Below are 25,276 nucleotides of genomic sequence, written 5' to 3' on the forward strand. Positions count from 1 at the left end.
GTGAAATCTGTGGTTCTCTTCTTTACCTTAAGCTTGTCTTCACTTTAAGCTTTATCCTTTTTTTACTTTATCCTTGATTTCCCTTTATCCTTTAACCTTGTCTATCCTTATTTTCCAATCTTCAGTTTCATGCTGCTTAAATCCAAAGCATTATAGAGTAGGAGCTCTCCGTCGAGTACTTTGCCAATACCAGTGATTATTTTAATGACTTCAGTTGCTTGCATCATCCCTATAAGCCCTGGAACAACAGGAAGTACACCAATTTTTTGTCCATCAGAAAGAGGGACTTGTACTGGAGCTTCGGGATATAAGTCAACGTATTGGGTTTTGGTCTTGTAATTAAATACCGAAACTTGTCCGCCCCATTCAAATACAGAGGCGTAAATCCAGGGCTTATTAGCTCTTTGTGCCGCATCGCAAATGATGTAACGGGTTTCAAAATTGTCACAAGCATCTATAATCAAGTCGTACTTATCAAACAGATGAATAGCATTGTTAGCAGTCAATCTGAAATTGAAACAGTCGATGTTTATATCTGGGTTTTGTTCCTCCAACTTTCGTGCGCTGACTTCAACCTTGTATTGTCCTTTGTCGGAGTCGTCGTACATAATTTGCCTTTGCAGGTTACTAATTTCAACCACATCACCATCCATCAAACCCAAACACCCAACTCCTGTCGAACAGAGGTATTTTAGTATAGGAGATGCGAGACCACCAGCTCCAATAACTAAGACACGAGCATGCTTCAATTTGGTTTGCGCCTCTTCACCAAAACCTGGTATAATGATCTGGCGTTGGTAACGATTCAGTTCATTGTCGTTTAGTTTTGTTATATCCATAGCTTCGTTTTTATTAACAGTCTAACAGTCTAACAGTCTAACAGTCTAACAGTCTAACAGTCTAACAGTCTAACAGTCTAAAGGTCCAGTAGTCGAAGGTCAATTGTCAGTTATTGGTTTTCAATTTGTGAAATCCTCGATAGCTATCGGGATGTGAAATCTGTGGATTCCCTTTTTATTTCACTTTAACCTTTAACCTTTAGCCTTTAGCCTTTAGCCTTTAACCTTTACCCTTGCTCCTCCCAAAGCTTCGGGACTGCTGGTCCCGAGAATCGGGATTATCCTTTTTTCACTTTATCCTTTAACCTTTCATTCCTTGTTACATAAACCTGTCCCAGTCCTTCCAAACGGCTTCGTATTGATTGGCGTGCAGCATATCTACAACCTCTTTTGGGCTGCGTTGATCGGAGACTTCGAATTGTTCCAGGGCTTTGGTGTGTACGGCATAGCCTCCCGGTTCTGTTTTAGATCCGGCACTCATGGCCGTTACGCCTAGTTTGAATACGTTATCACGAAAAGTGGGCGTTTCTCTGGTAGAAAGTGAGAGTTCCACTTTCTGGTTAAGGAGGCGAAAGGCACAAATGACTTGCAGAAGTTCCTTATCCAAAATTTCCATATTTGGCTGAAAGCCTCCTGCATTGGGTCGCAAGCGGGGAAAGGAAATCGAGTAGCGACTTTTCCAATAATGTTTCTCCAAATAAGTCAAGTGTAGGGCAACATTCCAGATGTCTACACGCCAATCTTCCAAGCCTATCAGGCAGCCTAGACCTATTTTATGAATGCCAGCTTTTCCCAGTCTGTCTGGTGTTTCGAGGCGGTAGAGGTAATCTGCCTTTTTTCCAGCAGGATGATATTTTTTGTAATTTTCCTGATGGTAAGTTTCCTGATAAACGAATACGGCATGCAAGCCCACTTGAATAAGCTGTTCGTAGTCTTTAGTATCCATGGGTTGAACCTCAACTGATATTTGAGCAAAATGAGGTCGAAGCAATTCAATGGCTCGTTTTAAATAGGATAATCCAGCTTCTTTCTGATGTTCGCCTGTGACCAAGAGCAGATGCTCATATCCCATTTTTTTTATAGCTTTTGCTTCTTCCAGGATCTGTTCCTCACTCAAAGTCACCCGCGTAATCTTATTCTTTTGACTAAATCCACAGTATACGCATGAATTCGAACAATAATTAGAAAGATAGAGGGGTGCATAAAGTTGTATAGTTTTACCAAAACGTTTTTGAGTTTCGACCATACTCTTTTGTGCCATCTCTTCCAGAAAAGGAGCTGCAGCTGGAGAGATTAAAGCTTTAAAATCTTCGATATTGCAAGGTGTGTGGGAAAGGGCTTTTAGAACATCCTGCTCATCTTTTGCATAGATGCTTTCCTTTACGCTGTCCCAGTTGGTTTGATTAAGGGTATCAAAAAAGCTCATGCTTACAGATTTAGGAATGAAGTTAAAGGACTACTAGCTTTTGCCGTATTAAGTTGTGCGCCAAGTTTAGCTTCAAAAGCCATACGTCCAGCTTTTACAGCTAGTTTGAAAGCTTCGGCCATCATGACGGGATCATTTGCAACGGCAATGGCAGTATTGACCAAGACCGCATCGGCCCCCATCTCCATAGCTTCGGCGGCATGACTTGGTGCGCCAATACCAGCATCCACTATCACAGGAATATTTGCCTGTTCGATAATGATCTTAATAAACTCACGAGTGATGAGGCCTTTATTACTCCCAATTGGCGAACCCAAAGGCATAACAGCGGCCGCGCCAACTTCTTCCAGTTGTTTGGCAAGAATAGGATCAGCTTGCATATAGGGGAGTACGATAAAGCCTTTTTTTGCCAGTTGCTCACAGGCTTTTAGCGTTTCCACCGTATCGGCAAGTAAATATTTGGGGTCGGGATGAATCTCAAGTTTTAGCCAGTTGGTTTGAAGAGCTTCTCTTGCCAATTCTGCTGCAAACACGGCCTCCTTTGCTGTTCGTACACCAGATGTGTTGGGTAGTAATCTAAAACGATTCGGATCGATGTGTTTTAGGATATCATCCTTAGGGTTCTTAATGTCGACTCTACGGAGTGCAGTAGTGACCATATCACTGCCAGAGGCAATCAGAGCCTGTTCCATAAGCTGATTGGAGCTGAATTTTCCAGTTCCAAGAAAGAGACGGGAATTGAATTCCTGCCCTGCAATAGTTAGTTTTTGCATGATGGGGGTGTTATTTGTTTAAGGTAGTCTTGTGTTGTTTCTATTATATTTTTAGCAGATGTTACGGATGAGGAAAGGGCAATCCCATGTAGGCCAATTTTCATAAGGTTTGCAGTATCTTCTATCTCAATTCCACCAATAGCAAGGATGGGAATACTGATCTTTTGGTTTTGGCATTCTTGTAAGATCTGTTCGTAAGCTCCCAGTCCTAAAACAGGTGCTAGATTCTTCTTAGTATGTGTAAAGCGAAAGGGCCCTAAGCCGATATAATCAACACCAGCTTTGTGAAGTTGGCTAACATCATCCATATTGTTGGCAGTGCCTCCAATGATGAAGTTTGACCCGAGAAGTTTTCTAGCTTTAATAGGTGACATATCAACCTTGCCAAGATGTACGCCATGTGCCCTAATTTCTGTTGCCAGATGAACGTGATCGTTTAAGATAAAAGTGGCCTTGTATTGACGGCATATTTTAACAGCCTGCTTGCCCAGTTTAAGAATCTCTTCGTCGGTTTTATTTTTTAATCGTAGCTGAATCCAATTGGCGCCAGCTTCGCATACCGTTTTGATTTGCTCTATTTCATTGAGCTCAGAGAAATCATTTGTGATAAATTGAAAGTTAGAGATAGAAGGTTTGTCTTTCATAGGCTTATAGTTGGCTTGGATGTTTTGATAGCGCTTCGAAACAAGTTCAGAACTTAGGTTTTCTCCTCCCCAAATAGTTCCTAATACAGCACATCCCGCAAATCCTAAATCCAAACATTCTTGAGTGTTTTTCGAACTGATACCTCCAAGAGCAATGCAATTGTTCACTTGTGGGTTATCTTGGAAGAAAGTTTGGATCTCATCTGTATAAAAAGCAGATGGGTAGCCTTTTTTTGAGATTGAATCGAAAATCGGACTCAGGAAGATATAATCGTATTTTTTGTAATTGTTTAAGACTTGCCGTGGTGTATGACATGATCTACTTTGGCTTAAATTTTCATCTTTTATTGAATATTCTTCAGGCTGATTGATGCTTTTGAAATGAATGCCTCCCAACTTGAAGTTCTCAGACAGTTTGTGGTGCTGATGAAGAATCACGCGAGAATGGTATTTTTTAGGTAAACTAATTAGCATTTCATTCAACTGTGAGACCGAGGCATGTGGTTTCCGAACATGCAGACGCTGAAGCCCAGCTAAAAAGAGAGCTTCCCATAAGTGCACTTCATTCTGAATAATTTCAGGAGGTGTAATAACTATTGGTAACATAGGATAGAGAAATAAGTTTTTTTTGAATAATTGATTAACCGCCTTGAGTGGCGCGTATCAATAAAACTTGATCATCTTCCTTTAGTTGGTATTCATCCCACAGGTTTGAGGGGATAATATTGGGGCCTATTGCAACGGCAAGGCCTTTGGGAGCAGTGTCTAGCTGCTTAAGCAGCTGAGAAATATTTGTAGCATCAGCAAAATCAATGCTTTCATCATTTACATAAACCTTCATACGAATTTGTTTTGTAGTAAATGAGAAGAGGCCTTGGCCAATGGTTGATATTCCTACGTCGGTATAATCCGCATCAGGTTATGAGGGTGTGATCTCAGCCCATAGGGCACCCCTTATCAATTACTATGTTCAAAAAAAAATGTGTGTTTTACAGAAGGCTGGTAAACAGAAATCGTATTGGTATTAACTCCCTTCGGCGGCATTATCCACATCAGGTTATTAAGGGTATAATCTCAGCCTGTTATTTAAGGCACCCCCGTAAAACGTTGTCAAATGTATGGAAATATTTTAATAATTAAAGACTAAGAAGGTTTAGTTTCAAATTATTATTTTGTGTTATCTGATGAGCTTGAAGGTTTTTTCTTAATCTGTGTTAGCTCCATTTTTCTAATTCTAGCACGAATGGCACCTTTTGTTCTTTTCAATTTGATAGCCATATCGCCAACGCTTACACCATCAAAAAAAAGATTGATCATCTCATCATCATCCTTTCTATTCCAAGGTTTATAAGCATCTTTATTTTCTTTTTTGATTTCTTTCATTTTATCAAAGTCGTCCTGGTCCATGCTATGTCTTGTATGAGTTAATAAATAGTTTCAGATTGTAAAGATAGCCAGAAGTATTTAGTTTGAGGCTTTGAATATTTATGGAGTTAGTTCTTTCGTTAATGATAAATCAAATCGGAGTTTTTTGTCTTGTTTTATGTTGTTAACGAATTGTTATATTACTAGGAAATATGTTCAGTAAATCTTAGGTTTGTTATTCAAAAACAAAACAATAAAGGAAATAAGTGTTTAATCCTAAATCCCAAAATCGATGAAGTATTTAAGTTTATTGGCTCTATGCCTCGTATTTCTGTCCTGTAATTTTACACAGTCTGATTCTAAGAAACAAAAAACTGAGCCAGCTGTATTAACAGAAGCAAAATCGCTTACATTGAATATTGAGCAAGTTATGGAAGTGGCCGCTGATAAAGTAGGCCAGGAGATCAGTTTTAAAGGCGTGGTGAATCATGTTTGTGCTCACTCAGGAAAGAGATGTATCCTAAAAAGTGCTGATGGGAATTTATCTCTTCGTGTTGAAGCAACGGGTACACTTGAAGGTTTCAATAAGGAAATTGCAGGTAATGATTTATTGGTAACAGGTATTATAAGGGAAAAACGATTAGCAACTTCTGAGATTGATGAGTTGGCATCAGAAGTGATGGAGAAGCATAAGGGTGAAGAAGGTGGGAAACACTGTAGCTCTGAAATGGCAAACATTAAAGAAATGCGAGCTTGGATGAAAGACAACAACAAAGATTATTATGCTATTTATTATATAGACGGAACAAGTTATGAAATTGTGGAGTAAGAAAAATATACGCAAGTGGCTTAGATTAACTCACCGATATTTGGGTTACTTCTTTGTTGGAATAACCCTTATCTATGCCATATCGGGCATTATATTGAATCATAAAAAGAAAGGTGAAGATCCGGCTTATAAGACCGAGTATGTCAATTATCAATTAGCTTCCAGTCTTAGTCCGGATCAATTAACGGCTTATTGGAAGGAGACTATATCTGATTATCCTTTAAACAGAATCATACCTGGAGGCGACAAGTACAATGTCTACCTAAAAGGTGGTTTGGGAACTTACGATCCGATAAGTGGAGAGCTTAGTTTTGAAGTATATGAAAAAAAGCTATGGGTTTATTTTATGAATAAACTGCATTACAACAGCAAAACAGGATGGATCTTAATGGCTGATATTTTTGCCATAGCCTTGCTTGCTTTTGCTCTTTCGGGGATGTTTATGGTTCCTGGGAAAAAAGGCATTATGGGCATAGGTAAATGGTTAATTGCCATTGGTATTATTCTACCATTTCTCTTTTTTCTATAAAGATTAAAGTAAAAATAAAGCTCATTGAAAGTTGATTCTTTCGATGAGCTTTTTTATTGAGTTGAATTATTAAACACGAGAATGAAGAGGATAAATTTATTTTTGTTAGACGTGAATTAACAAGAAACTTTCCATACTAACTCGTATGAATATCTTTCCAATACTTTCAGTTTTCTGTACGATTTTGTAACTTATTAAAGCTTTCAAATGGTTTAATTGTTAATTCTATTCAGAACGATATCCGTAATTTAGATGATACTACATATACAAGAGGTTATTCGTGTACACTTGTGGATATTTAGCATGATGATATTTTAATTAAAAATGCCAGGAAAATCGATACTGATTTTGAATGGCAATCTCAAGATATTAAATTTGATTCCTTTTGATTATTTCCGGAGGTTGCCGCCTCCGGAATTTTTTTTAGTACACAAGTCCTATTGAGACTAAAATAGCACCCAATATCAATGACAATATTATACTTACTGCAATAATAATGATTAGGCTAACGATAAAGTAATTTATCTTTTTTTCTTCGCTAACTTGGGTTATAGGTACAAAGCCAATGTAAAGGATGTATAAGCTGTAAATACTTGCAACAAGTCCAAGTATTGCCAGTGTAGGAACTAAATAGAATACACCTGCTAACCACGAGGGTGTATAAGCATAAACAACTAGTTTTAGAGCTTTATTTATACTTGTTTGCGTGCCGAATGATGGAGCAAGTTTGTGAATGCACCACGCACTAACAAAAACACCTAAGAAAGCACCTGCAAAAGCAAGAATAGCTTGATTAAGTCCCCAACTGATAGAACTTGCTCTAAAATAAGTGTTTGAGCCTGTAAGTCCATAACCAATAAACGATGCTATTGTAGGGATTAAAACAAGAGGAAGCATATAGCTCACAATTAGTTCTTTACTCGATGTAGGTTCGTCTTTAATCTTGGCCCATGCTTCTTTGGGATTTACCACAACGAGTTTTATTCGGTTTAATAAGTGGTTTATATTTACCATGTTTTTATGCGTTTTTTAGTTTTACGATTCTAATAAACTATTTAAAATACCACCGCTATCCTCTTTTTTACTGTTAGTCCCTCCTGTACTTAGTTGGTTAATTAGTTTACTAATTGGCATAGATTGTAACCAAACTTTCCCCGTACCTTGAAGAGTTGCAAGAAATAACCCTTCGCCGCCAAATACCATTGATTTTAGGTTCCCAGCACGTTCAACACTAAAATCTATTCCTTCCTGAAAACCAACAACACAACCTGTATCTACTCGCAGTGTTTCTCCATTTAGGTCATGTTCAACCAAAGTTCCTCCAGCATGGATAAATGCTCTTCCATCACCTTGTAATTTTTGAAGAATAAAACCTTCGCCACCAAAAAAGCCTGCACCCAGTTTTCGATTAAGATGCATACTAATTTTTGTTCCAAGGGCTGCACATAAAAAAGCATCGCGCTGAACAATTACTGAACCTCCCAATTTATCTAGTTCGAGAGGAACAATTGTACCAGGGTAAGGCGCTGCAAAAGCCACATGACTTTTCCCCATTCCTCTATGAGTAAAATGTGTTATGAAGATTGATTCGCCAGTAATTTTTCGTGATGCAGCCGAAAGAAGCTTACCAAATAATCCTTTTCCAGGTTCGGACCCATCGCCCATTTTAGCTTCAAAGGTGATGCCTTCTTTCATATACATCATTGCGCCTGCTTCGGCTATTACTGTTTCGTTAGGATCAAGTTCAATTTCTACGAATTGAATGTCATGTCCTTTAATCGTGTAATCTACTTCGTGTGATACCATCTTTTCGATTTATTTTGTGATTAATACTGATATAATAGCCTATTTTCTACTACTTATAAGAAGAGCAAGTATTAACAAACCAATTTTTTTAACTAACTGCCACAACATTAGAATTCCGAAAAATCCGAGAAGAAATGGCGTATATTTTATGAGCATGGTTAAAAAGTCGGCACCAGGTTCCAACACCGCATTATTCGGCAATTCAGGATCGTAGTAAACCTTAACATTAGCCCCAATCGGGTAGGTTTGTAATTCTTTTTTAACTTCTCTGATACTGCTTGTAGAAGAACTCCCACTAGATAAAGTTATTCTATCTCCCGAGTAAGGTTTTTCGTCAATTGTGAAATCGTATTTGATTTCAGAAGAATACATTGTGGTGCCATCGCTTTCAAATTGATTGATTTCTGAATGAGTTATTATTCCGCTTGTAGTTGGCCACGATTCAGAATCTTTAGCCTCTTTTACCATTGGCACACTAAAGGTTGTATATATCATCCAACTACTTATTATAAATATGACACCTACAATAAATGTTGTTATCGGAGAATTTGTTTTGTTACTCATAGCTCTTAAATTAGAATCTAAGGGATTAAATTTATTTACTTATAATCTTGTGATTTGTTTATTAAAAATCTAAAAGATCAAGTATTTCTAACATTTCATATTTTGTTTGAGGTGGGGTAGAGCCAATTGTAATATAGGTGTCGTATTGAGGTATCTCTAAAATAAGCAGCATGCTTTCATCTTCGTCATCTCCATTATTTTCATCAACATTACCATACATACATTTTTTTCCTTTGTGTGTAAAGTTCTCAAAAGAACCTTCCTTACTTATATCTCCATTTTTTCGAGAAATAGCTGCAATTCCTAATACAGTTCCAAAACCTTTCATAAATGCAGCATTGTGCATACCATCTGCCGATTGAACCATCATTTTTTTATAACCTTCATATGAAAAGGCATTAACCTTTTTTAGAAATTTGTCGTAAGGGTATTTTACGGGTATCATTTGTATGTTGTCATTATCACTATCGTCCATATCCCTGTTTTGCATGGCTTCCATAGTTTCCATCGCACTCATATCTCCAAACATACTTTGTTGCTGTTGGTCAATGTCTTCGTATGAGATATTCGATAAAGGCTTAAATTTAGAAGCTGAAACGGCTTGATTGGCTTGAAATTTAACCGCTGTTTCATTGATTACCATTCCAAGTATTTGGGCTTCAGATTTAAGGGGAATACCTTTGTGAATCCAAATTTTGGCTCCCATCACTTTAATAACATCACAGGTTTTGCCCATGAAATTTTCACTTTTCAATCTTTCTCCACCTAAAGAGCTTATTGTTTGATTGGCAAACTCTTCTTGCTCTTTTTCTGTCATACTCTCCACATATTGTCTGCTTTCCTTATAGTATGGAAGCGTGCCTTTATGACCCGACTGATCTGCAAGATTAGCTGTCCAGTATTTGTCTTTTACAAGAATCTCAAGGGAATGTGTTTTGTCAACATTCTTTATGCCAAATATTTTTGTTACGGTTTCCGATTGGGTTTCAGTTCTTGATTTTTCACCATAATTGTCCCACCATATTTTCTTAACACCTGTTGTATTTCCGCTCAAAGTGTATTCTACATAGCCCGATTTAATGGCATATTGTTGTACTTTTTGCTGAGCGCTTGCTATGTGCATAATCAGAAAGCCCGCTACAATTAAAATGATTTTTTTCATAGCTATTTGTGTTTTATGGGTTTAATGTTTTAATCTTATTTTTGTATCATTTGTGTTAGTTCATATATATGGTAATGTCCAAATCTTCCGCCTTTGTCTTCAATTATTTTGGCATATACGCCTGGCCTACTATTAATCATCCACAACTTATAACACGTTTCACGCGATCCTAATGTCTCAAGAACAGTGCATTCGTAAGTTCCAGAAGCTGTAGTTATTTCTTCATTTCCAATAACTCGAAACGAATTCTCGCCTAATGGATATAATTTGCTTCCATAATTAAAATCAAGAACATTTGGAGGTAATTGAGTATCGTCTGGAAGATTATATCTGTCGTATCCACCGAAAATAAAATCAATACTTAGCATTTGTTCATCTACATTGGTGTTCACATCTGCAATAAGTTTTTTGGTTTCGAACACTTTTGTCCCTTCAATAAGGGATGAAAAACGGTATTCCAACTGCTTTGTATTTACTAAAGTCATTAACATTTCAAATGGATCAGACCAAGGCAATTTATTCTCGTCTTTATAATACTTGTACTCGTCATTTTCGTCGAAGAAATCGGCTTGGGTAAAACTTAATCTTTCGATCTCACTCTGTTTCTCATCCAATTTACGAATGGCTATTTCTACTCCTGAATTTTCTAAAACCAATTCTTTTTTATTGATTTTAAGTATTTTGTTTTTACCATTAATCTTTATGTCACTCGAAAGAATTAACAAACTTTTTTCCTGAGCATTAAAAATCCACATTCCTCCATTTCGCGATTGCATTCCTGGTTGTTTCTCTATTAGCGTAAAACTATCAGGAGTTTCAAAATTTAAGACTCTTGTAACGTCATCATTAGTATTATCGGCGAATTCCCAAGATCCTATAAGACCTGACTCAGAATTATTCTTGGCTATTTCATCCATATTTAATCTAGATAAAAACCATTTCTCACCATTCATTTCAAAGTTTAAATTCTTCTGGTTAAGTTTTGTGATCTTACAATCACCACCAAAATCTTTATCCATAGTCGACTTCATAATCAATTTCTCTTCTTTTTGATTATGAGACCATGTTCCCATATTTATTCCTTGAGCTATAATTCCTTCTGTATTGTACTCTAACACAAATAATGGCTCTTCTACTTTATCTCCTACCACTATTTTATTGACTAACCAGCTACCTTCTATTTCCTGAGCATTCGCTGTAACAAGCAATCCTAATATTGCTATTAATAAAAACGTTAACTTTTTCATTTTCTTAAATTTTAGTTTGCGATCCCAAAAGACTTCATCATATCATTATATGCATCCCTAATTTCACTCTCACTTAATTCAGGCTTCATTTGTTTGGCTTTTTTTCTAAAATCATTGTACGGAATAAGATTTGGATTCATCTTTATTTTTTCGACTTCCTTTTCAGCTTTTTTCTTCAATTTATCCATCTCTGGCATTGCATTTTCAAATAGCTCTTTGGCCTTTTGAAGTTCCTTTTGCAACTCATTTTCCGTATTTGTATTCGGCTGAATAGTCTCCTTTTTTCCAATATTTTTATCTGCATTGATATAAGTATTGATGAATTGAAATGCATCTTCTTTTGTCAAACCGCTATCATCCTTTTTAATTTCTTCGCTTAATCCCATTTGTTTAATGAGTAAATCAAAATCGGCTTGTTTTGGAGCTTTTGTATTATCCTTTTCATCGTATATTAATAAGAACTCTATCATTGGTTTTGCATTATCTATAGACTTCTTATTAATCTTCATATAGGCAGCTTCTATTGAAGTCTCAGCACTCTTTTTAGTTGCTTTTTTTTGTTCTTGTGCGAATAATATGTTTGAGCTAATCATCAAAAAGACAAGCGTGATTATTTGTACCTGTTTCATAATTATCCGTTTAAAATTGGTAGTTGTATTTTGTTTAAGAAGTTAGTACTCATCGAATATCTTGTGATATCAGAAGATATTCGATGAGCTTTAAAATTAGATTTTAAACATAAGCTTAGCACCTATTCTTAGGTAGCTACCACTACTAATACTATAAGTTATTTCAGGAGCAAGAAACATCTTTTCTGAAAGATCAACTTTAAGTCCTGCACCAATGTTAACACCAAAGTTAGAGTCTGAAACAGAACCTCCACCCATCGAAAAACCATCGAAATCAACATCTGGAAAATCTAACTTAACTGTGGTTATATTTATACCTCCAATAGCATAAAGTTTTCCTAGGTTTTCGATTTCACTAATGTTGTAGTTGGCATTAAAATCTATTGCTGACCATTTAACGTAGTCTTTCTCCAAAAAGTGAGTGTAGGATCCTGAAGCAGCCCATGTTTCATCTATTTCGTAGCCGACGTTTGCACTAATGCCTAAGGAGCTAATGTCACTTGCATAGCCTAATCCTGCACCGACAGAAAATTGAGCTTTTGTCTCTTGAATTGATCCTACTAATAGAACTGCGATAATGACTACAAATAAATTTTTCATGATTTTTAAGTTTAATTTGGTTATAGATTTCTAATAGATACCTGATTGTATGGGTATGTTTTTACAATACTTCTACCTCAATATCAGCTAATACGGTAGTTTTTATATTAAAAGTTTCTGCTTGTTCAACTGTTCCAGAGAGAATGATTGTTAAGTTTTGATCTTCCAATATAGAATTTGCTATTTCCTTTAATTGTTCGCTCGTAAAAGCTATTTCGAGATCTTCGTAAGTTTCTAAAGAGGTGAGAGCAACAGTGTACTGTAATGCAGGAATACTAACCTGCAACGAACTTATGAGTCCGTCACCCAAATCGGTTATTCTACATGTAAACGAATTGATATCCATGTCCTCTAAATGGCTCAAATAGTCTCGTATTTCACTTATACTGGTCAAATCGAGTGTTAATGTTTTTGTAAAAGGAACTTCAGTATCACTAACCTTAACCTGTGCTGATTTAATAACATCTGCTTCAATTATAACTGTCTCCGAGATTTCAACATTAGAGATTTCTTTTGTATTTAAATCGTTTATCTTCTCACAGGAACTAAAACCTAGGATAAGAAGTACTAATACACTTGCTAAATTTTTCATAGTTATGGGATTTAATAATGAGTGATGATTTGTTTAACCGTTTATGGGAGATATTTCGTAATCAGGAAGTTCAAAATAACTAGTATTAACAGACACATCGAATTTTATATCTGTAGCCTCTTTAGTAATTGTTATACCAGCTAATGTTGTTATTATTTTAAGGGTGATACCCTTATAAACCCATTGCTTTGATCCCATGGCAGTCCATACTTCGCAATCATATCCCATGAAATCTTCGTTGTCTAATTGTACTCCACCCAACGACTCAAGCATTTTTTTTCCAGCTTCAAGGGCATCATAATCATATAATCTCATGAACTCAATATGTGGGTTTTCCTGAGAGTAAATTTTCATAGTTTCATAGTCTACTATGTAAATCATCTCATTGTCAATTTTAACTGTGTTATGAATAATGTTAGTTTCTGTAATTACTTCACCAGTATATGGCATAGTTGATACAGATGTTTCTGTGCGTTCCTCATTAGCTAGTTCAAGAGCTCCCCAATTCTTAAAATATAATTGATCCGTTCCTGTACCTGTAAAAGTTGTGTATGAGCTTGTCCCCGATATTGTTGTTGAATATTTGATTATACCAGACTCTACATTGTAACGTTTAATACTTTTATCATCAGGACTGTCATCCTTATCGCAAGATGTGAATACGAAACATGTCGTTACTAAAATGAATGCTGTTAAGATTAGATTTTTCATATTTGTATATTTTAAATAATTATTAATTCCTATTTAGAATGCGTGCTGTAGATTCAGTAAATAGGTGTTTATCTAGTTTAGGTTATTCTGCAATTTATTTTAAGACTCTAAGAATTGACTCTTCACCCGACCATATAACAGTGTTTGTTTTGTTGGTTCTGCCAAGTCTAAAATCTTTGTTTTTTGAGGTGACACCTTCGGTAGTTCCATCATCCAAATCACAATTTTGAGTTCCCTGAATTTCTAAATGATCTGATTGGCTGTAAACTGATCCGTTAAAATTGTAGGTTACATATTTTACAGTGAGTTTGTAATTGTCGTTTTTATCTATATTTAAAAATTCCATTTTTCCTACTCTACCGTCTTTTGTAGCATACCCAATAATGGTCCCAATATCCAGTAGAACTCCCGAAGGAATAGAAACTTGAATGCGATCATTAGGTAAAGTTTCCAACTTGTCTCCAATACTTTTTCTATTTAATTTATCAAAAGCTGAATTGCTATTGTCAATGTTTAAAGATGATGAGGTATTGCCTGTAAATTTCACAAACTCTACTCTTCGGTTATTCGCTTTGCCTTCGGGAGTACTGTTATTATCTAATGGTTTGCCTTCACCGAATCCGGTGTATTTTAACCTATTTGATGTGATACCCATCTGAATCAATTTCTCCATAACAACTTTAGCTCTTGCTTCAGATAAACTTTTGTTTGAAGAATCGTCGCCATCGCTATCTGTATGACCTTCCACACTAAAGTTTAAGTCCGGTTTTTTTTGAAGTAATTGATGAATTTTATTAATCGGCCCCATTGACTCAGGCTTTAAGCTGGCTTTGTTAACATCGAAACGAATGCCATTGCAAATAATTTTACCATCTTGTAGAACGCGATCGTAATACTTAACACCTCCTTTTGCTATTCGAATGTTTTTAATATATAAATTGTCATATGTTCCAACTAATGATAAACCTGTTGGATTCGCCTCATAATGAGGTATATTTATTAATCGTGTATCATCCATATAAATTTTTAGTTTGCCTTTGGTAAAAGCAATAGAAATATGACGCCAACCACCAATCTCATCCCGATTACCTCTATTCTTTCCAGGATAATTTTTTTCACTTTGATCAATACGTAAGCCATTTACATATACTGTTAAGCTTTTATTATTCCCGTATTTTTGATTTTTCTTGTCATAGAAATTTACATAGTATCGCTCATTATATATGTTAGGATTAAAATGAGCATCAAACTCAATAGTAAATATTTCGGGCAAATAATCTTCTTTTGAGTTTTTCAAATATGGGATAATCCCTTGCGTGTGACCATTTGCAGAAAATAGGATAACATTATCACCATCAACCTGTGCAATTTCAGTAACTCCTCCTATTAAATCCCAACGACTAGGGAATTCACCATTTTCTTCATCGGCACTGGGTCCATCTTCAAAAATCACAACATCACCAGGAACAAAATCAAACTTGTTCCAAACTACATTTGGTTTATTAGCTGTTTGACGTTCTGCAGTTTGTTTTTGTATATTGATTTCATTGGCATCTTGAGTGGATTGTTTTTCTTTTTTCTTCTTCTTCTTTTTTTTACCAAAAAGACGTCCAATACCTTCTTCTATTTTATCAAAACCTTTATCAACACCTTTTTCTATCTTTTTATTAGTTCGTTTAGTGCCTTGCTTTTTAACAACTTTTTCAGGATCTACGATTTGAGCTTGAGTCAAACTGAAACTAAATACAAGTAGGAATACTATGGCTACTAATTTTTTCATGAGATTGGTTTTTAGTTATAATCCGATAGAACAAATTTAAGGGCAATAGACACTCTGCTTTAGGACAAATGTTGCAATCAACCGGATATATGTTCCAATCTTATATTTGCATTAAAAACAGGTTGTTTTAAATGAGTCTGTATTAAGATAAGCTTAAGCGAGAAAGAAATAGGGTGATGAAAACGACTATAACAAATGTTCCTAAAGTTATATTGTATGTTACAATTGCCCATTTTTAGGTGTTCTTGATGTATTTAGATGGGAGTATACCTGTAATGTTCTTAAAACACTGGCTGAAATAGGATGGATCGTTAAATCCTACTAAAATGCTTACTTGTGATATTGGGAGTGAGGTTGAGCTTAGAATTAACTGTGCCAATTGAATTCGTTGTTGACGTATAAATTCTGTTGTAGAAAGGCCAGTGGTTTTTTTTAATTTACGATGCAGCTGAGTGCGGCTCATATGCATCATATTAGAGAAGAGATTAACACTAAAATCTGAATCACAAATGTGTTCTTCGATAATTCTAGTTAGTCTATCAGCGAATCCTTTTTCTGGAGTGTTTAAACACAATTTTAGCATGTATATTTTATCTGCCATACTTTTTGTCTTTGCTTAGTACAAAGATGGGCTGATAAAATAGATCTTACTATTACAAATGTTTCAAAAGCTATGATGAATGTTGACAGTTTGTCTCAGTATTCATTTTAATGTACTCGGTTGGAGTTTGTCCTTGTATTTCTTTAAAACATTTTGAAAAATACGATGTATCATTAAAGCCTGTGGCAAAACAAACATCGCTAATAGAAATATCAGGTTTAAGCATCATATTAACGGCTAGTTTAATTCGCTGGGAACGAATAAACGCAGTTGCCGATAATCCTGTTAATGCTTTTAATTTTCTGTGTAGCTGTGTTCTACTCATACACGTTTCCGAACAAAACTGGTCGACAGAGAATTCCGGATCTGGTAAAAACTTATCTAAAATTTCTTGTAGAGTATTCGCAAACTTCTCATCTTCAGATTTGAAAACAAGGTTTAAAGGGTTTATTATAAGTTCTTTTTGATACTTTTCTTGTAAGCCTTTTCTTAAATTTATTAAATTTTCAACTTTTACTGTTAGAGTCTGAGCATTGAAGGGTTTCGTAATATAATCATCTGCACCAGATTTTAAACCACCAAGCACATTTTCGTCACCAACTTTCGCGGTTAATAGAATTATTGGAATATGACTGGTTTTTATGTCCGATTTAAGAGTCCTACAGAGCTCTACACCTCCAATGTTAGGCATCATTACATCAGATATAATTAAGTCAGGAATATGCTCTAACGCCAGTTTTATACCTATCTCACCATTTTCAGCTTCTAAAATTTTATACTTAGTTTTAAAGTTTGATTTGATATATTGACGCATATCAAAATTATCTTCAACAACTAGTAAAACAGGAGTCTCTATATTACTACTAACGCTATTTGTTTGAGATTCATCATATGAATTAGATATATTATAATTTGAAATTGAGGGGTTTTCTTGAGGTGTTAAAACAAGTTCTGTAGTATTGAAATGTTCTTTAGAAATAGGTAAGTTTAATTCAAAATGTATGACTTGATCACTTGAGCAATTAACACTGATTGGTGCACGGTAAAGAGAGCATAACTCCTTTACTAGTGAAAGTCCTACACCAGTACCTTGCTGTTCCGTTCCTTCAGCACGGTAAAAACGATCGAATATGCATGTTAATTCTTTACTTGTTAAAGTACAGCCTGAATTTGCGACATGTATTTTTAAATGATCATTTTGATTTACAACTTTTACTTGGATGCTTCCATTATTAGGAACAAACTTAAAAGCATTCGATAGTAAATTTGTAATAATTATCTCAACAATATTTGTGTCGAACCAAGCTAGTTTAATCTCATCAATTTTGATCTCATAATTAATCTCTTTTTGAGAAGCTTGGTATTTAAATGAATTTGATATGCCTTTTAACAATGAAGTCAAGTTTCCTTTCTGAGATGATATAGAGAAATAACCAGCATCAATTTTTGATAGATTTAATAACTGATCGACCAAGGAGAGTAATCTGTCAGAATTTCGCAAGATAAGCTGGAAATCGGCTTTTTGTTCTTCTGATTGAGAAATTACAAGTAGTTTCTCTACAGGACCTTTTATTAAAGTTAGAGGGGTTCTAAATTCGTGTGATATATTGCTGAAGAATTTAGATTTCATTTCATTAAGCCTTTGCAATTCACGAGTTATTTTTTGTTTATTATGATAGCGATAATAAAAGAATGCAGCTAAACCAGCAATAAATATGAGCAAAACTCCGAATCGATTTCGCTGCATTTTTACCGATTTCTCAGTTAGTTGATTCCTCGTGTTTAATAGTTCAATCTCTTGTGATTTTTTTTCTGATTGATATTGAAATTCTAAATCATTCAAAACACGAGTTTTCTCCATACTATATAAAGAATCGGTGTATGATTGGCTTAGCTTTAGGGCATCACTAGCTTCTTTGAAACGCCTTGTTTTATAATATACTTCGTAAAGAATCTGATTGGAGAATATCATATTATTAATAGAATGAATCTTCCTGGACATTGTCCTTCCTTCTAGTAAATTTTTCTCAGCTTCTTCGTAGCGTTCGAGTTTAGCACAAACATTACCATGATGAACCAGTATTGTGCTTAAATAGCGTTTATCGTTTCTTTCTTGTTGTAAATTTAAAGCCTTTTCATAATAGATGTATGCTAATTTATATTGCTTTTGCGACATATTAATTTGCCCCAGTAGTTGATTGCATATCCCAACACCTATTGGGTTATTTCTGAATTTTGCTAATGCAAGTGATTTGTCTACATAGTATTTTGCTGAGTCGTATTGTTGTAGATATAGAAATGTTTCCCCTATATTGCCGTAGCTAATTTCAAGATGGTAATTGTTATCACTATTATGTCCATATTTTTCGGACTCTTTGAAATAGGAAAGGGCTTTTTGATATTCTTTTTGTACAAGGTAAATATTACCAATACCATTTTCGGCAATAGCTTTACCATATTTATTATCACTTTTTTCAGTCGTTTTTATTGATGATAGAAAGTAGATAATCGCTTCTTGATTACGATCTGTCTTTCTGCATACTACACCTAACTCGTTATACAGCCTTCCAAGTTTATAATAGTCTTTTATGTATCTAGCGTTAGGAAGAGCTTTTAAGTAATAGTACTTAGCAGAATCGTATGCATGTTTGTATCTATAGTTAACCCCAATTCTATAATATATCTCAGTTAAGTTTGTTGTGTCCTTTGCTTGTTCAATTTTTTTACGAAGAATATGGAGGTAGGTCTTAAAATCATTTTTAAGAGCTCTTCTATTCTTAACTACTAGCGTAATTAAACTATCATGCCCTAACGAATTGTCTGTTGTTATTATATGTTTAATAGAGCTTTTTAAACTATCGACGTTCGTTTTTGAATCTCTCGGGGCGCTATATTCTGCGTTTGAGATACTAACAAGAAATAAAAGACTAATTACAAGTAGAAAATATTTCATGAAGAGAATTGTTTGATAATCTAATAGTATTTGATTGGTTTTTAAACTGGTATATCAATTTTTATTTCCTGAAAAACAGGCGCTTAAATAAGCATAATACAACCATAAATGTATCTAATTATTTATCAAGCTGTATTTTTTTATTGATAAGTGTTTAATTTTTAAACACTAATAGCTCTAAATCTTATGTTGTGAGTGATAGGGTATAAAAAAAATCAGCCAGCTCGATAGTTCGAACTGGCTGATTTTTTAGTGTGCTCGGGGCACGATTATATGGGGATTTAGGTTAATGCTGAAATGATGTACGAATATAGTACATTAATTTGAAAAACCTTAATTTTTGTTAAACGATTCCAGAGAATCCCATAAAGGCCATTGCTAGTAAACCTGCAACAACAAGTGCAGCTGGTGTCCCTTTCATGCCTTTAGGCAAATCGATTAGGTCTAGGTGTTCGCGTATACCTGCGAACAATACAAGTGCAAGGCCAAACCCGATAGCCGAAGCACCAGAGAACACAACTGCCTCTAAAAGGTTGTAGTCTTTCTGAATGGTCATAATAGCCACACCAAGAATCGCACAGTTAGTTGTGATCAATGGTAGAAACACACCTAATGCCTGATACAAAGGAGGACTTACTTTTTTAAGGATAATCTCAACCAATTGTACTAAGGCAGCAATCACCAAAATAAAGGAGATGGTTTGCATAAAACCAATACCAAAAGCATCCAATATATATTTTTGAATCAAATAGGTGACGATGGTCGCCAGAATCATAACAAAGGTTACGGCTCCTGTCATACCCACAGCAGTTGATACTTTTTTCGATACACCAAGGAATGGACAAATTCCAAGGAATTGTGCCAATACAACGTTATTAACGAATATGGCTGATATAATAATTAAAATAAATTCCATGATTATTTCTCCTTAAGCTTTTCTTAATCGGTTAATAATTGCAATCAGATAACCCAATGCGATAAATGCTCCAGGAGCTAACACGAATATCAACATGCCATAAGTTTCGTTGAATATGGTGATGCCGAAAACTTTTCCGCTACCTAGCAACTCACGAACTGAACCCAATAGAGTTAATGCCATAGAGAAACCAAGTCCCATACCTGCACCATCTATAATTGAAGGAAGCATCTTGTTTTTAGAAGCAAAAGCTTCGGCACGTCCAAGTACCACACAGTTTACAACAATAAGTGGAATAAACACACCCAATTGCTCGTGTAGCGCTGGCACATATCCTGCCATTATCAAGTCGACCATGGTTACGAATGCTGCAATAATTACAATAAACGATGGAATCTTAACTTTATCAGGAATGAACGAACTGAACATTGAAATAAATAGATTCGACATGATCAGTACGAAGGTTGTTGCCAATCCCATACCCAAACCATTGATGGCCGATGAGGTGACACCCAATGTTGGACACATACCCAGAAGTAATACGAAAACGGCATTCTCCTTAAAAAATCCTTTTGAAAAATTCTCCCAGTTAGTCATTTATCTTTCCTCCTTTTTGATTTTTCATATACTCGTTATATGCCGTTTGTACAGCATCTAAGAAAGCTCTTGAACTAATAGTTGCTGCTGTAATGGCATCGATATCACCACCATCTTTACTCACAATGAATTTAGATGTTTTAGGATTCTTATCAATAATACTAGCTTTTGCTTTAGTAGGATCAGTCTGTTTAAACCAACCAGCCATTTTTGTTCCCAAGCCAGGTGTTTCCTTGTGCTCAAGTACCGAATAGTTTTGGATGGTACCATCGGGTTTAAAACCCACCATTACCCAAACATAGCCAGAGAAACCTTGTGTGGTGAATGTTTTTACTGCAGTCCCAACTAATTTCCCATCCATTTTTGCAGGATAAAATTCCAATGAATCTTTTTCGTTGATTCCAACTTTGTATACATCATCACTAGGGTTGTTGTCAAAAGCAGGAACAACCTCTTTAATAGCTTTTAATTTTTTTGCCAGCTTAGCTGCGGCAATTGGTTCTTTGGTTAGTTCGTAAAGCCCACCCAAAGCAGCTGATGCTACTAGTGTTATTATAAACAACACCAGAACCATATTTGTAAATGTAGATTCTTTTTTACCAGCCATGATTATTTCCTTTTTTCGCCGAAACGCTTAGGTTTAACAGATACATTAATTAGTGGCACAAATCCATTCATGATTAGAATAGCAAATGATACCCCTTCAGGATAAGCTCCGAATACACGGATCACAACGGTTAGAATACCAATTCCTATACCGTAAATCAACATACCCTTATTCGACATAGGCGAAGTCACATAGTCGGTAGCCATAAAAATAGCACCCAATAATAAACCACCTGTTAGAATATGAAATGCAGGACCTGCATAAGCTTCAGGATTAGCCAGATTTAGAATGCCAGAGAATATCACGACTGTTCCAATAATTGATACAGGAATATGCCAAGTGATAATCTTTTTAACCAACATATAAAGCAATCCAAGAACAAGAGCTGCTCCAGCAACTTCACCTATTGAACCACCCATATTCCCAAGGAACATATCCATATTTGATGGAAGCTGAGCAAGTAGATCCGTTAAGGAATCACCTTTGTTCAATCCTTCTTTAATTACAGCTAGAGGTGTAGCACCAGTTTCTGCATCTAAGTAAGATGTGTTAAAACCTAATGCTTTAGGCCAGGATGTCATCTGAACAGGGAAGGATATTAATAGGAAAACACGACCCACAAGAGCAGGATTAAAAACGTTGTTTCCTAATCCTCCAAAGGTCATTTTACCAATACCAATTGCAACCAAAGCACCAATAATGATGATCCAGATTGGTAGGTTTGCAGGCATATTAAATGCCAAAAGAAGACCTGTGATTAAAGCTGAACCATCCTTAATAGAAGGCTCTACATTAAGTAAGTATTTTTGAATTAAGAATTCGAAAAGGTAACATGATGCAACGGCAGTAAGGGTAACGATAAGGGAACCCAAACCAAAGTAATAGAATGATAATAGAAGAGCCGGAAGCATCGCGAAAACCACACCATACATGTTTTTTTGTATGGAATCTCCACTGTGTATATGTGGAGATGGTGCGATAAGTACTTTGGTGTTCATATTTATAGTAATTAGTTAATTTGTAAATGAGTGAATGTGGGAAATAGAATAAGAGTTGATCTCAATTCGTAATTCTGTTATTTACGGCTTCTCATAATCTGACCAACCTTACCTTTACCCAATCGGATATAATCCAAAAGAGGTCGAGTTGCAGGGCAGGTGAAACTACAAGAACCACATTCCATACAATCCATTACAGCATCGTTCTCAAGTCTCTCGTATTCCTTTTTATCAGCTAAAACCATAAGTAAGTATGGCTCTAATCCCATAGGACAAACCGAAACACACTTACCACAACGGATACATGCTTTAGTTGCCTTACGAGCTGTTTCTTCTTGAGCTAATAATAGTAAACCAGAGCTACCTTTAGTTAAAGGCACATCAATGCTTACTAAGGCTTTACCCATCATTGGACCACCACCTACTATTTTAGCTGTATCTTCTGGTAAACCACCAGCAGCTTCGATAATATCGCTAACAGGTGTACCGACTCTGAATTTCCAGTTAGACGGGTTCTTTAAAGATTTACCTGTGACTGTAGCGACACGCTCGAACAATGGTTTGTTCTTTTGAATCGCTTCGTAAACAGCAAATGCAGTTCCTACGTTCTGAACCACAGCTCCTACTTCAATAGGAAGAGCTCCCGAAGGAACTTCACGGTTCAGAGTTGCAGAAATCAATTGCTTTTCACCACCTTGAGGGTATTGAGTTTTTAAAGGACAAACTTCAATACCTGTGTATTTTGTTGCAACCTGAGTCATGTGAGCGATAGCATCTGGCTTGTTATTCTCAATACCGATGATGGCTCTATTAACCTCAAGTGCTTTCATTAGAATTTGGATTCCAACCATAACTTGATCAGCTTTTTCAAGCATCACTCTATGGTCCGAAGTCAAATAAGGCTCACACTCAACAGCGTTGATAATAAGCACCTCAGCAGTTTTACCAGGAGGAACCGAAAGTTTAACATGAGCAGGGAAAGTTGCACCACCAAGACCTACGATACCAGCATCGCCAACGCGTTTGATGATTTCTTCCTTGGTGTGAGTTATTTCAGTTGCAAGATCTTCACTTCTGTCGATATGCTCCAACCACTCATCGCCATCAACTTTAATAATGATTGATGTACGACGGAATCCCGTTGCATCCATCACATCGTCAACCTTAAATACCGTTCCCGATACTGAAGAGTGGATATTGGCAGATACAAAACCTGATGATTGAGCAATAACTTGGCCTACTTTAACTTCATCGCCTTTTTTGACGATAGCTTTAGCAGGTGCTCCAATATGTTGAGCAATTGGAATAGTTGCAATTTTAGGGATTGGCAATTCTTGGATTGCACTTTTGGCAGAAAGTTTATTTTCTTCCGGATGAATACCCCCTATTGAAAATGTTTTTAACACTGATTGTCCTCCTATTTATTTGTTATCAGATGTTCCGTTTTCTTTATTTTCGCTTTTTACAGCTGTGTCTGCTTCAGGCTTTGCTACAGGTTTCGCAACTGGTTTTACAGTTGCAGCTGTAGGTTTAAGCGCAGGCTTTTCTTTACGAGGTGGAAAGTTCAACTCGTGAATAGCGTGAGTTGGGCAAACGATCACACACTTGCGACACAATTTACATTTGTCGTAATCGATATAAGCCAAATTGTTTTCAAGTGTAATGGCGTCGAATGGACATTCCTTCACACATTTTCCACAACCAATACAAGCTACAGAACAAGCTTTCTTAGCGATACCACCTTTATCCTTGTTCACACATGAAACAAAAATACGACGGCTTTTAGGCCCTTTCTTTCTAAGTTCAATAATGCTGTTAGGACAGGCTTTAACACATGCTCCACAAGACACACATTTGTCTTCGATAATAACAGGTAATCCTGTTTTTTTATCCATATACATGGCATCGAAATTACATGCATCAACACATTCGCCTAAGCCTAGGCAACCATATTGACAACCTGTATCTCCAGAATATAAAGAAGCGGCAATAGTACAAGAAGCGGCACCATCGTAAACATTAGTTTTAGGACGGTTGTCACAAGTTCCGTTACAACGTACAACTGCAACCGTAGGATCAGCAGCTTTTACTTCGTGTCCTAAAAGGGCACCAACATGTGACATGACTGCGACTCCACCAACAGGGCAGTTAAGGTTTGATATGTCGTCGGCCTTAACCAATGCTTCGGCAAAAGCTCTACATCCTGGATAACCACATCCTCCACAGTTTGCTGCAGGCAATGATTCTTCTACCTCGTCGATACGAGGATCTTCATACACTTTGAATTTTTGTGCTACAAAGTAAAGGATGATTGCCGCAGCAACTCCAATAGCACACAAAGCAAGAATAGTGATAACTATAGTATTCATTGTTTTAAATATTTACAATTTTGTGTATTGTGAACGAAAACGTTTTCTTAAGTCGATCTTTAAAAAAATATAACAGGCTATAATAAGGTAATAATATGCCCAATGCCAACAAACCACTTGTAAGCTCGTCAGTAAATGCTGATGCAATAAATAGAGTGATAAGGACCAATACAAAAGGAAGAACATAGGCTAAAACTAAAGCTAGCCATCCTAAGGATTCACTATAAACCACTTTTACTTTCTCGTCAAGTTTGAAAGCCGTAGAATAGTCAATAATGTCGATGTCTTTTTCTTTCATATCAGACATAGAGCAAGCCGATTTGGCATGACAGCCACTACAAGCCGAAACATTTAAAATGCTGACCGTTATCTTCTCGTTCTCTATTTTTGTAATGGTTCCGACGTGATCTATTTGCTTGTTGTTCTGCATTTATTAGTCTCGATGATTAATTGTGTGATTTTATTTCAAGTTAAATCTTAATGGTTTTTGAGTCATTCGTCTGTATTTCATGTAATTAGTCAGATTTTTAAGCCTCTTTATTTCCCATTATTTTCATCACACATCAGCAAAAATAACACTTTAGGTCAGATAGCATTAAGAGGTAAGTTTATTTATTATTTGTTTAAATAGAGGGACTTCGCCTGTTTTGTAAACTAGAGATAGCAATTTTTCATCTATCTGTGTTTGACACAGTCGGTTTGCGGAATTAGAGAAAAAAATCATTATTTTAAGTATTCC

General features: G+C 35.9%; 27 protein-coding genes and 2 riboswitches. Of the genes, 2 read left to right on the forward strand and 25 right to left on the reverse strand.

What is annotated here, in order from left to right; all coding sequences use genetic code 11:
- Positions 1-107: 107 nt before the first annotated feature.
- The 6 genes from ACXR6G_RS15475 to ACXR6G_RS15500 form a co-directional block, all read right to left on the reverse strand.
- Positions 108-839 (reverse strand): HesA/MoeB/ThiF family protein, encoded by a 732-nt coding sequence (locus tag ACXR6G_RS15475; RefSeq protein WP_458362347.1) that lies wholly within the window; start codon positions 837-839, stop codon positions 108-110.
- A 319-nt stretch (positions 840-1,158) separates the two neighbouring features.
- Positions 1,159-2,265, reverse strand: coding sequence for a 2-iminoacetate synthase ThiH (thiH, locus tag ACXR6G_RS15480; RefSeq protein ID WP_458362348.1), 1,107 nt, complete (start codon positions 2,263-2,265; stop codon positions 1,159-1,161).
- Between the two features lie 2 nt (positions 2,266-2,267).
- Positions 2,268-3,038 (reverse strand): HisA/HisF-related TIM barrel protein, encoded by a 771-nt coding sequence (locus tag ACXR6G_RS15485; RefSeq protein WP_458362349.1) that lies wholly within the window; start codon positions 3,036-3,038, stop codon positions 2,268-2,270.
- Entirely contained in the window at positions 3,026-4,288 is a 1,263-nt protein-coding gene (locus ACXR6G_RS15490; RefSeq protein ID WP_458362350.1) for a thiamine phosphate synthase, read from the reverse strand. Before ACXR6G_RS15490 ends, ACXR6G_RS15485 begins: the two co-directional genes overlap by 13 nt.
- A 34-nt stretch (positions 4,289-4,322) precedes the next feature.
- Positions 4,323-4,523: a sulfur carrier protein ThiS gene (gene thiS, locus ACXR6G_RS15495; protein WP_458362351.1), complete on the reverse strand. Its 201-nt coding sequence runs from the start codon at positions 4,521-4,523 to the stop codon at positions 4,323-4,325.
- Positions 4,524-4,556: 33 nt separating this feature from the next.
- Positions 4,557-4,647, reverse strand: a riboswitch (TPP riboswitch).
- Between the two features lie 47 nt (positions 4,648-4,694).
- Positions 4,695-4,791, reverse strand: a riboswitch (TPP riboswitch).
- A 58-nt stretch (positions 4,792-4,849) separates the two neighbouring features.
- The gene (locus ACXR6G_RS15500) at positions 4,850-5,065 is read right to left on the reverse strand and encodes a hypothetical protein (RefSeq protein WP_458362352.1); all 216 of its coding nucleotides are present in this window, start codon (positions 5,063-5,065) and stop codon (positions 4,850-4,852) included.
- Between the two features lie 274 nt (positions 5,066-5,339).
- On the opposite strand from ACXR6G_RS15500, the gene ACXR6G_RS15505 reads away from it, so the two are divergent.
- Positions 5,340-5,876, forward strand: coding sequence for a hypothetical protein (locus ACXR6G_RS15505; protein WP_458362353.1), 537 nt, complete (start codon positions 5,340-5,342; stop codon positions 5,874-5,876).
- Complete coding sequence (locus ACXR6G_RS15510) at positions 5,860-6,405, forward strand: PepSY-associated TM helix domain-containing protein (protein ID WP_458362354.1); 546 nt, start codon at positions 5,860-5,862, stop codon at positions 6,403-6,405. The genes ACXR6G_RS15505 and ACXR6G_RS15510 overlap by 17 nt, the downstream gene beginning before the upstream one ends.
- 423 nt (positions 6,406-6,828) lie before the next feature.
- On the opposite strand, the gene ACXR6G_RS15515 is transcribed toward ACXR6G_RS15510, so the two are convergent.
- The 19 genes from ACXR6G_RS15515 to ACXR6G_RS15605 all read right to left on the reverse strand — a co-directional run bounded on the left by ACXR6G_RS15515 (position 6,829) and on the right by ACXR6G_RS15605 (position 24,967).
- The gene (locus ACXR6G_RS15515) at positions 6,829-7,419 is read right to left on the reverse strand and encodes a Yip1 family protein (RefSeq protein WP_458362355.1); all 591 of its coding nucleotides are present in this window, start codon (positions 7,417-7,419) and stop codon (positions 6,829-6,831) included.
- A gap of 21 nt (positions 7,420-7,440) precedes the next feature.
- On the reverse strand, positions 7,441-8,211 hold the full coding sequence (locus ACXR6G_RS15520; RefSeq protein WP_458362356.1) for a TIGR00266 family protein: 771 nt from the start codon (positions 8,209-8,211) through the stop codon (positions 7,441-7,443).
- Positions 8,212-8,250: 39 nt separating this feature from the next.
- Positions 8,251-8,775 carry a DUF3592 domain-containing protein gene (locus ACXR6G_RS15525; protein WP_458362357.1) on the reverse strand — a complete coding sequence of 175 codons (525 nt, stop codon included), beginning with the start codon at positions 8,773-8,775 and terminating at the stop codon, positions 8,251-8,253.
- 61 nt (positions 8,776-8,836) lie between these two features.
- Positions 8,837-9,937 carry a hypothetical protein gene (locus tag ACXR6G_RS15530; protein WP_458362358.1) on the reverse strand — a complete coding sequence of 367 codons (1,101 nt, stop codon included), beginning with the start codon at positions 9,935-9,937 and terminating at the stop codon, positions 8,837-8,839.
- A 35-nt stretch (positions 9,938-9,972) separates the two neighbouring features.
- Entirely contained in the window at positions 9,973-11,184 is a 1,212-nt protein-coding gene (locus tag ACXR6G_RS15535; protein WP_458362359.1) for a hypothetical protein, read from the reverse strand.
- A gap of 11 nt (positions 11,185-11,195) precedes the next feature.
- Positions 11,196-11,813, reverse strand: a complete 618-nt coding sequence (locus ACXR6G_RS15540) for a hypothetical protein (protein WP_458362360.1) — start codon at positions 11,811-11,813, stop codon at positions 11,196-11,198.
- 96 nt (positions 11,814-11,909) lie between these two features.
- Positions 11,910-12,413, reverse strand: coding sequence for an outer membrane beta-barrel protein (locus ACXR6G_RS15545; RefSeq protein ID WP_458362361.1), 504 nt, complete (start codon positions 12,411-12,413; stop codon positions 11,910-11,912).
- A 61-nt stretch (positions 12,414-12,474) separates the two neighbouring features.
- Positions 12,475-13,005 (reverse strand): hypothetical protein, encoded by a 531-nt coding sequence (locus tag ACXR6G_RS15550; protein WP_458362362.1) that lies wholly within the window; start codon positions 13,003-13,005, stop codon positions 12,475-12,477.
- Between the two features lie 33 nt (positions 13,006-13,038).
- A complete protein-coding gene (locus ACXR6G_RS15555; protein ID WP_458362363.1) occupies positions 13,039-13,716 on the reverse strand; it encodes a hypothetical protein in 678 nt (225 codons plus the stop codon).
- Between the two features lie 94 nt (positions 13,717-13,810).
- On the reverse strand, positions 13,811-15,496 hold the full coding sequence (locus ACXR6G_RS15560) for an OmpA family protein (RefSeq protein ID WP_458362364.1): 1,686 nt from the start codon (positions 15,494-15,496) through the stop codon (positions 13,811-13,813).
- Between the two features lie 235 nt (positions 15,497-15,731).
- Complete coding sequence (locus ACXR6G_RS15565; RefSeq protein ID WP_458362365.1) at positions 15,732-16,097, reverse strand: helix-turn-helix domain-containing protein; 366 nt, start codon at positions 16,095-16,097, stop codon at positions 15,732-15,734.
- A gap of 70 nt (positions 16,098-16,167) precedes the next feature.
- Positions 16,168-19,050, reverse strand: a complete 2,883-nt coding sequence (locus ACXR6G_RS15570) for a hybrid sensor histidine kinase/response regulator transcription factor (RefSeq protein WP_458362366.1) — start codon at positions 19,048-19,050, stop codon at positions 16,168-16,170.
- 343 nt (positions 19,051-19,393) lie between these two features.
- Positions 19,394-19,966 (reverse strand): electron transport complex subunit RsxA, encoded by a 573-nt coding sequence (rsxA, locus tag ACXR6G_RS15575; RefSeq protein ID WP_458362367.1) that lies wholly within the window; start codon positions 19,964-19,966, stop codon positions 19,394-19,396.
- 12 nt (positions 19,967-19,978) lie between these two features.
- Positions 19,979-20,563 (reverse strand): RnfABCDGE type electron transport complex subunit E, encoded by a 585-nt coding sequence (locus ACXR6G_RS15580; protein WP_458362368.1) that lies wholly within the window; start codon positions 20,561-20,563, stop codon positions 19,979-19,981.
- Positions 20,556-21,170, reverse strand: coding sequence for an RnfABCDGE type electron transport complex subunit G (locus ACXR6G_RS15585; RefSeq protein WP_458362369.1), 615 nt, complete (start codon positions 21,168-21,170; stop codon positions 20,556-20,558). Before ACXR6G_RS15585 ends, ACXR6G_RS15580 begins: the two co-directional genes overlap by 8 nt.
- Before the next feature lie 2 nt (positions 21,171-21,172).
- Positions 21,173-22,168: an RnfABCDGE type electron transport complex subunit D gene (locus tag ACXR6G_RS15590; RefSeq protein WP_458362370.1), complete on the reverse strand. Its 996-nt coding sequence runs from the start codon at positions 22,166-22,168 to the stop codon at positions 21,173-21,175.
- Between the two features lie 77 nt (positions 22,169-22,245).
- Complete coding sequence (rsxC, locus tag ACXR6G_RS15595) at positions 22,246-23,574, reverse strand: electron transport complex subunit RsxC (RefSeq protein WP_458362371.1); 1,329 nt, start codon at positions 23,572-23,574, stop codon at positions 22,246-22,248.
- Between the two features lie 15 nt (positions 23,575-23,589).
- Complete coding sequence (locus tag ACXR6G_RS15600; RefSeq protein ID WP_458362372.1) at positions 23,590-24,537, reverse strand: Fe-S cluster domain-containing protein; 948 nt, start codon at positions 24,535-24,537, stop codon at positions 23,590-23,592.
- A gap of 4 nt (positions 24,538-24,541) precedes the next feature.
- A complete protein-coding gene (locus ACXR6G_RS15605) occupies positions 24,542-24,967 on the reverse strand; it encodes a SoxR reducing system RseC family protein (RefSeq protein ID WP_458362373.1) in 426 nt (141 codons plus the stop codon).
- Positions 24,968-25,276: the final 309 nt, after the last annotated feature.

The sequence above is a fragment of the Ancylomarina sp. YFZ004 genome (genome assembly GCF_054254355.1).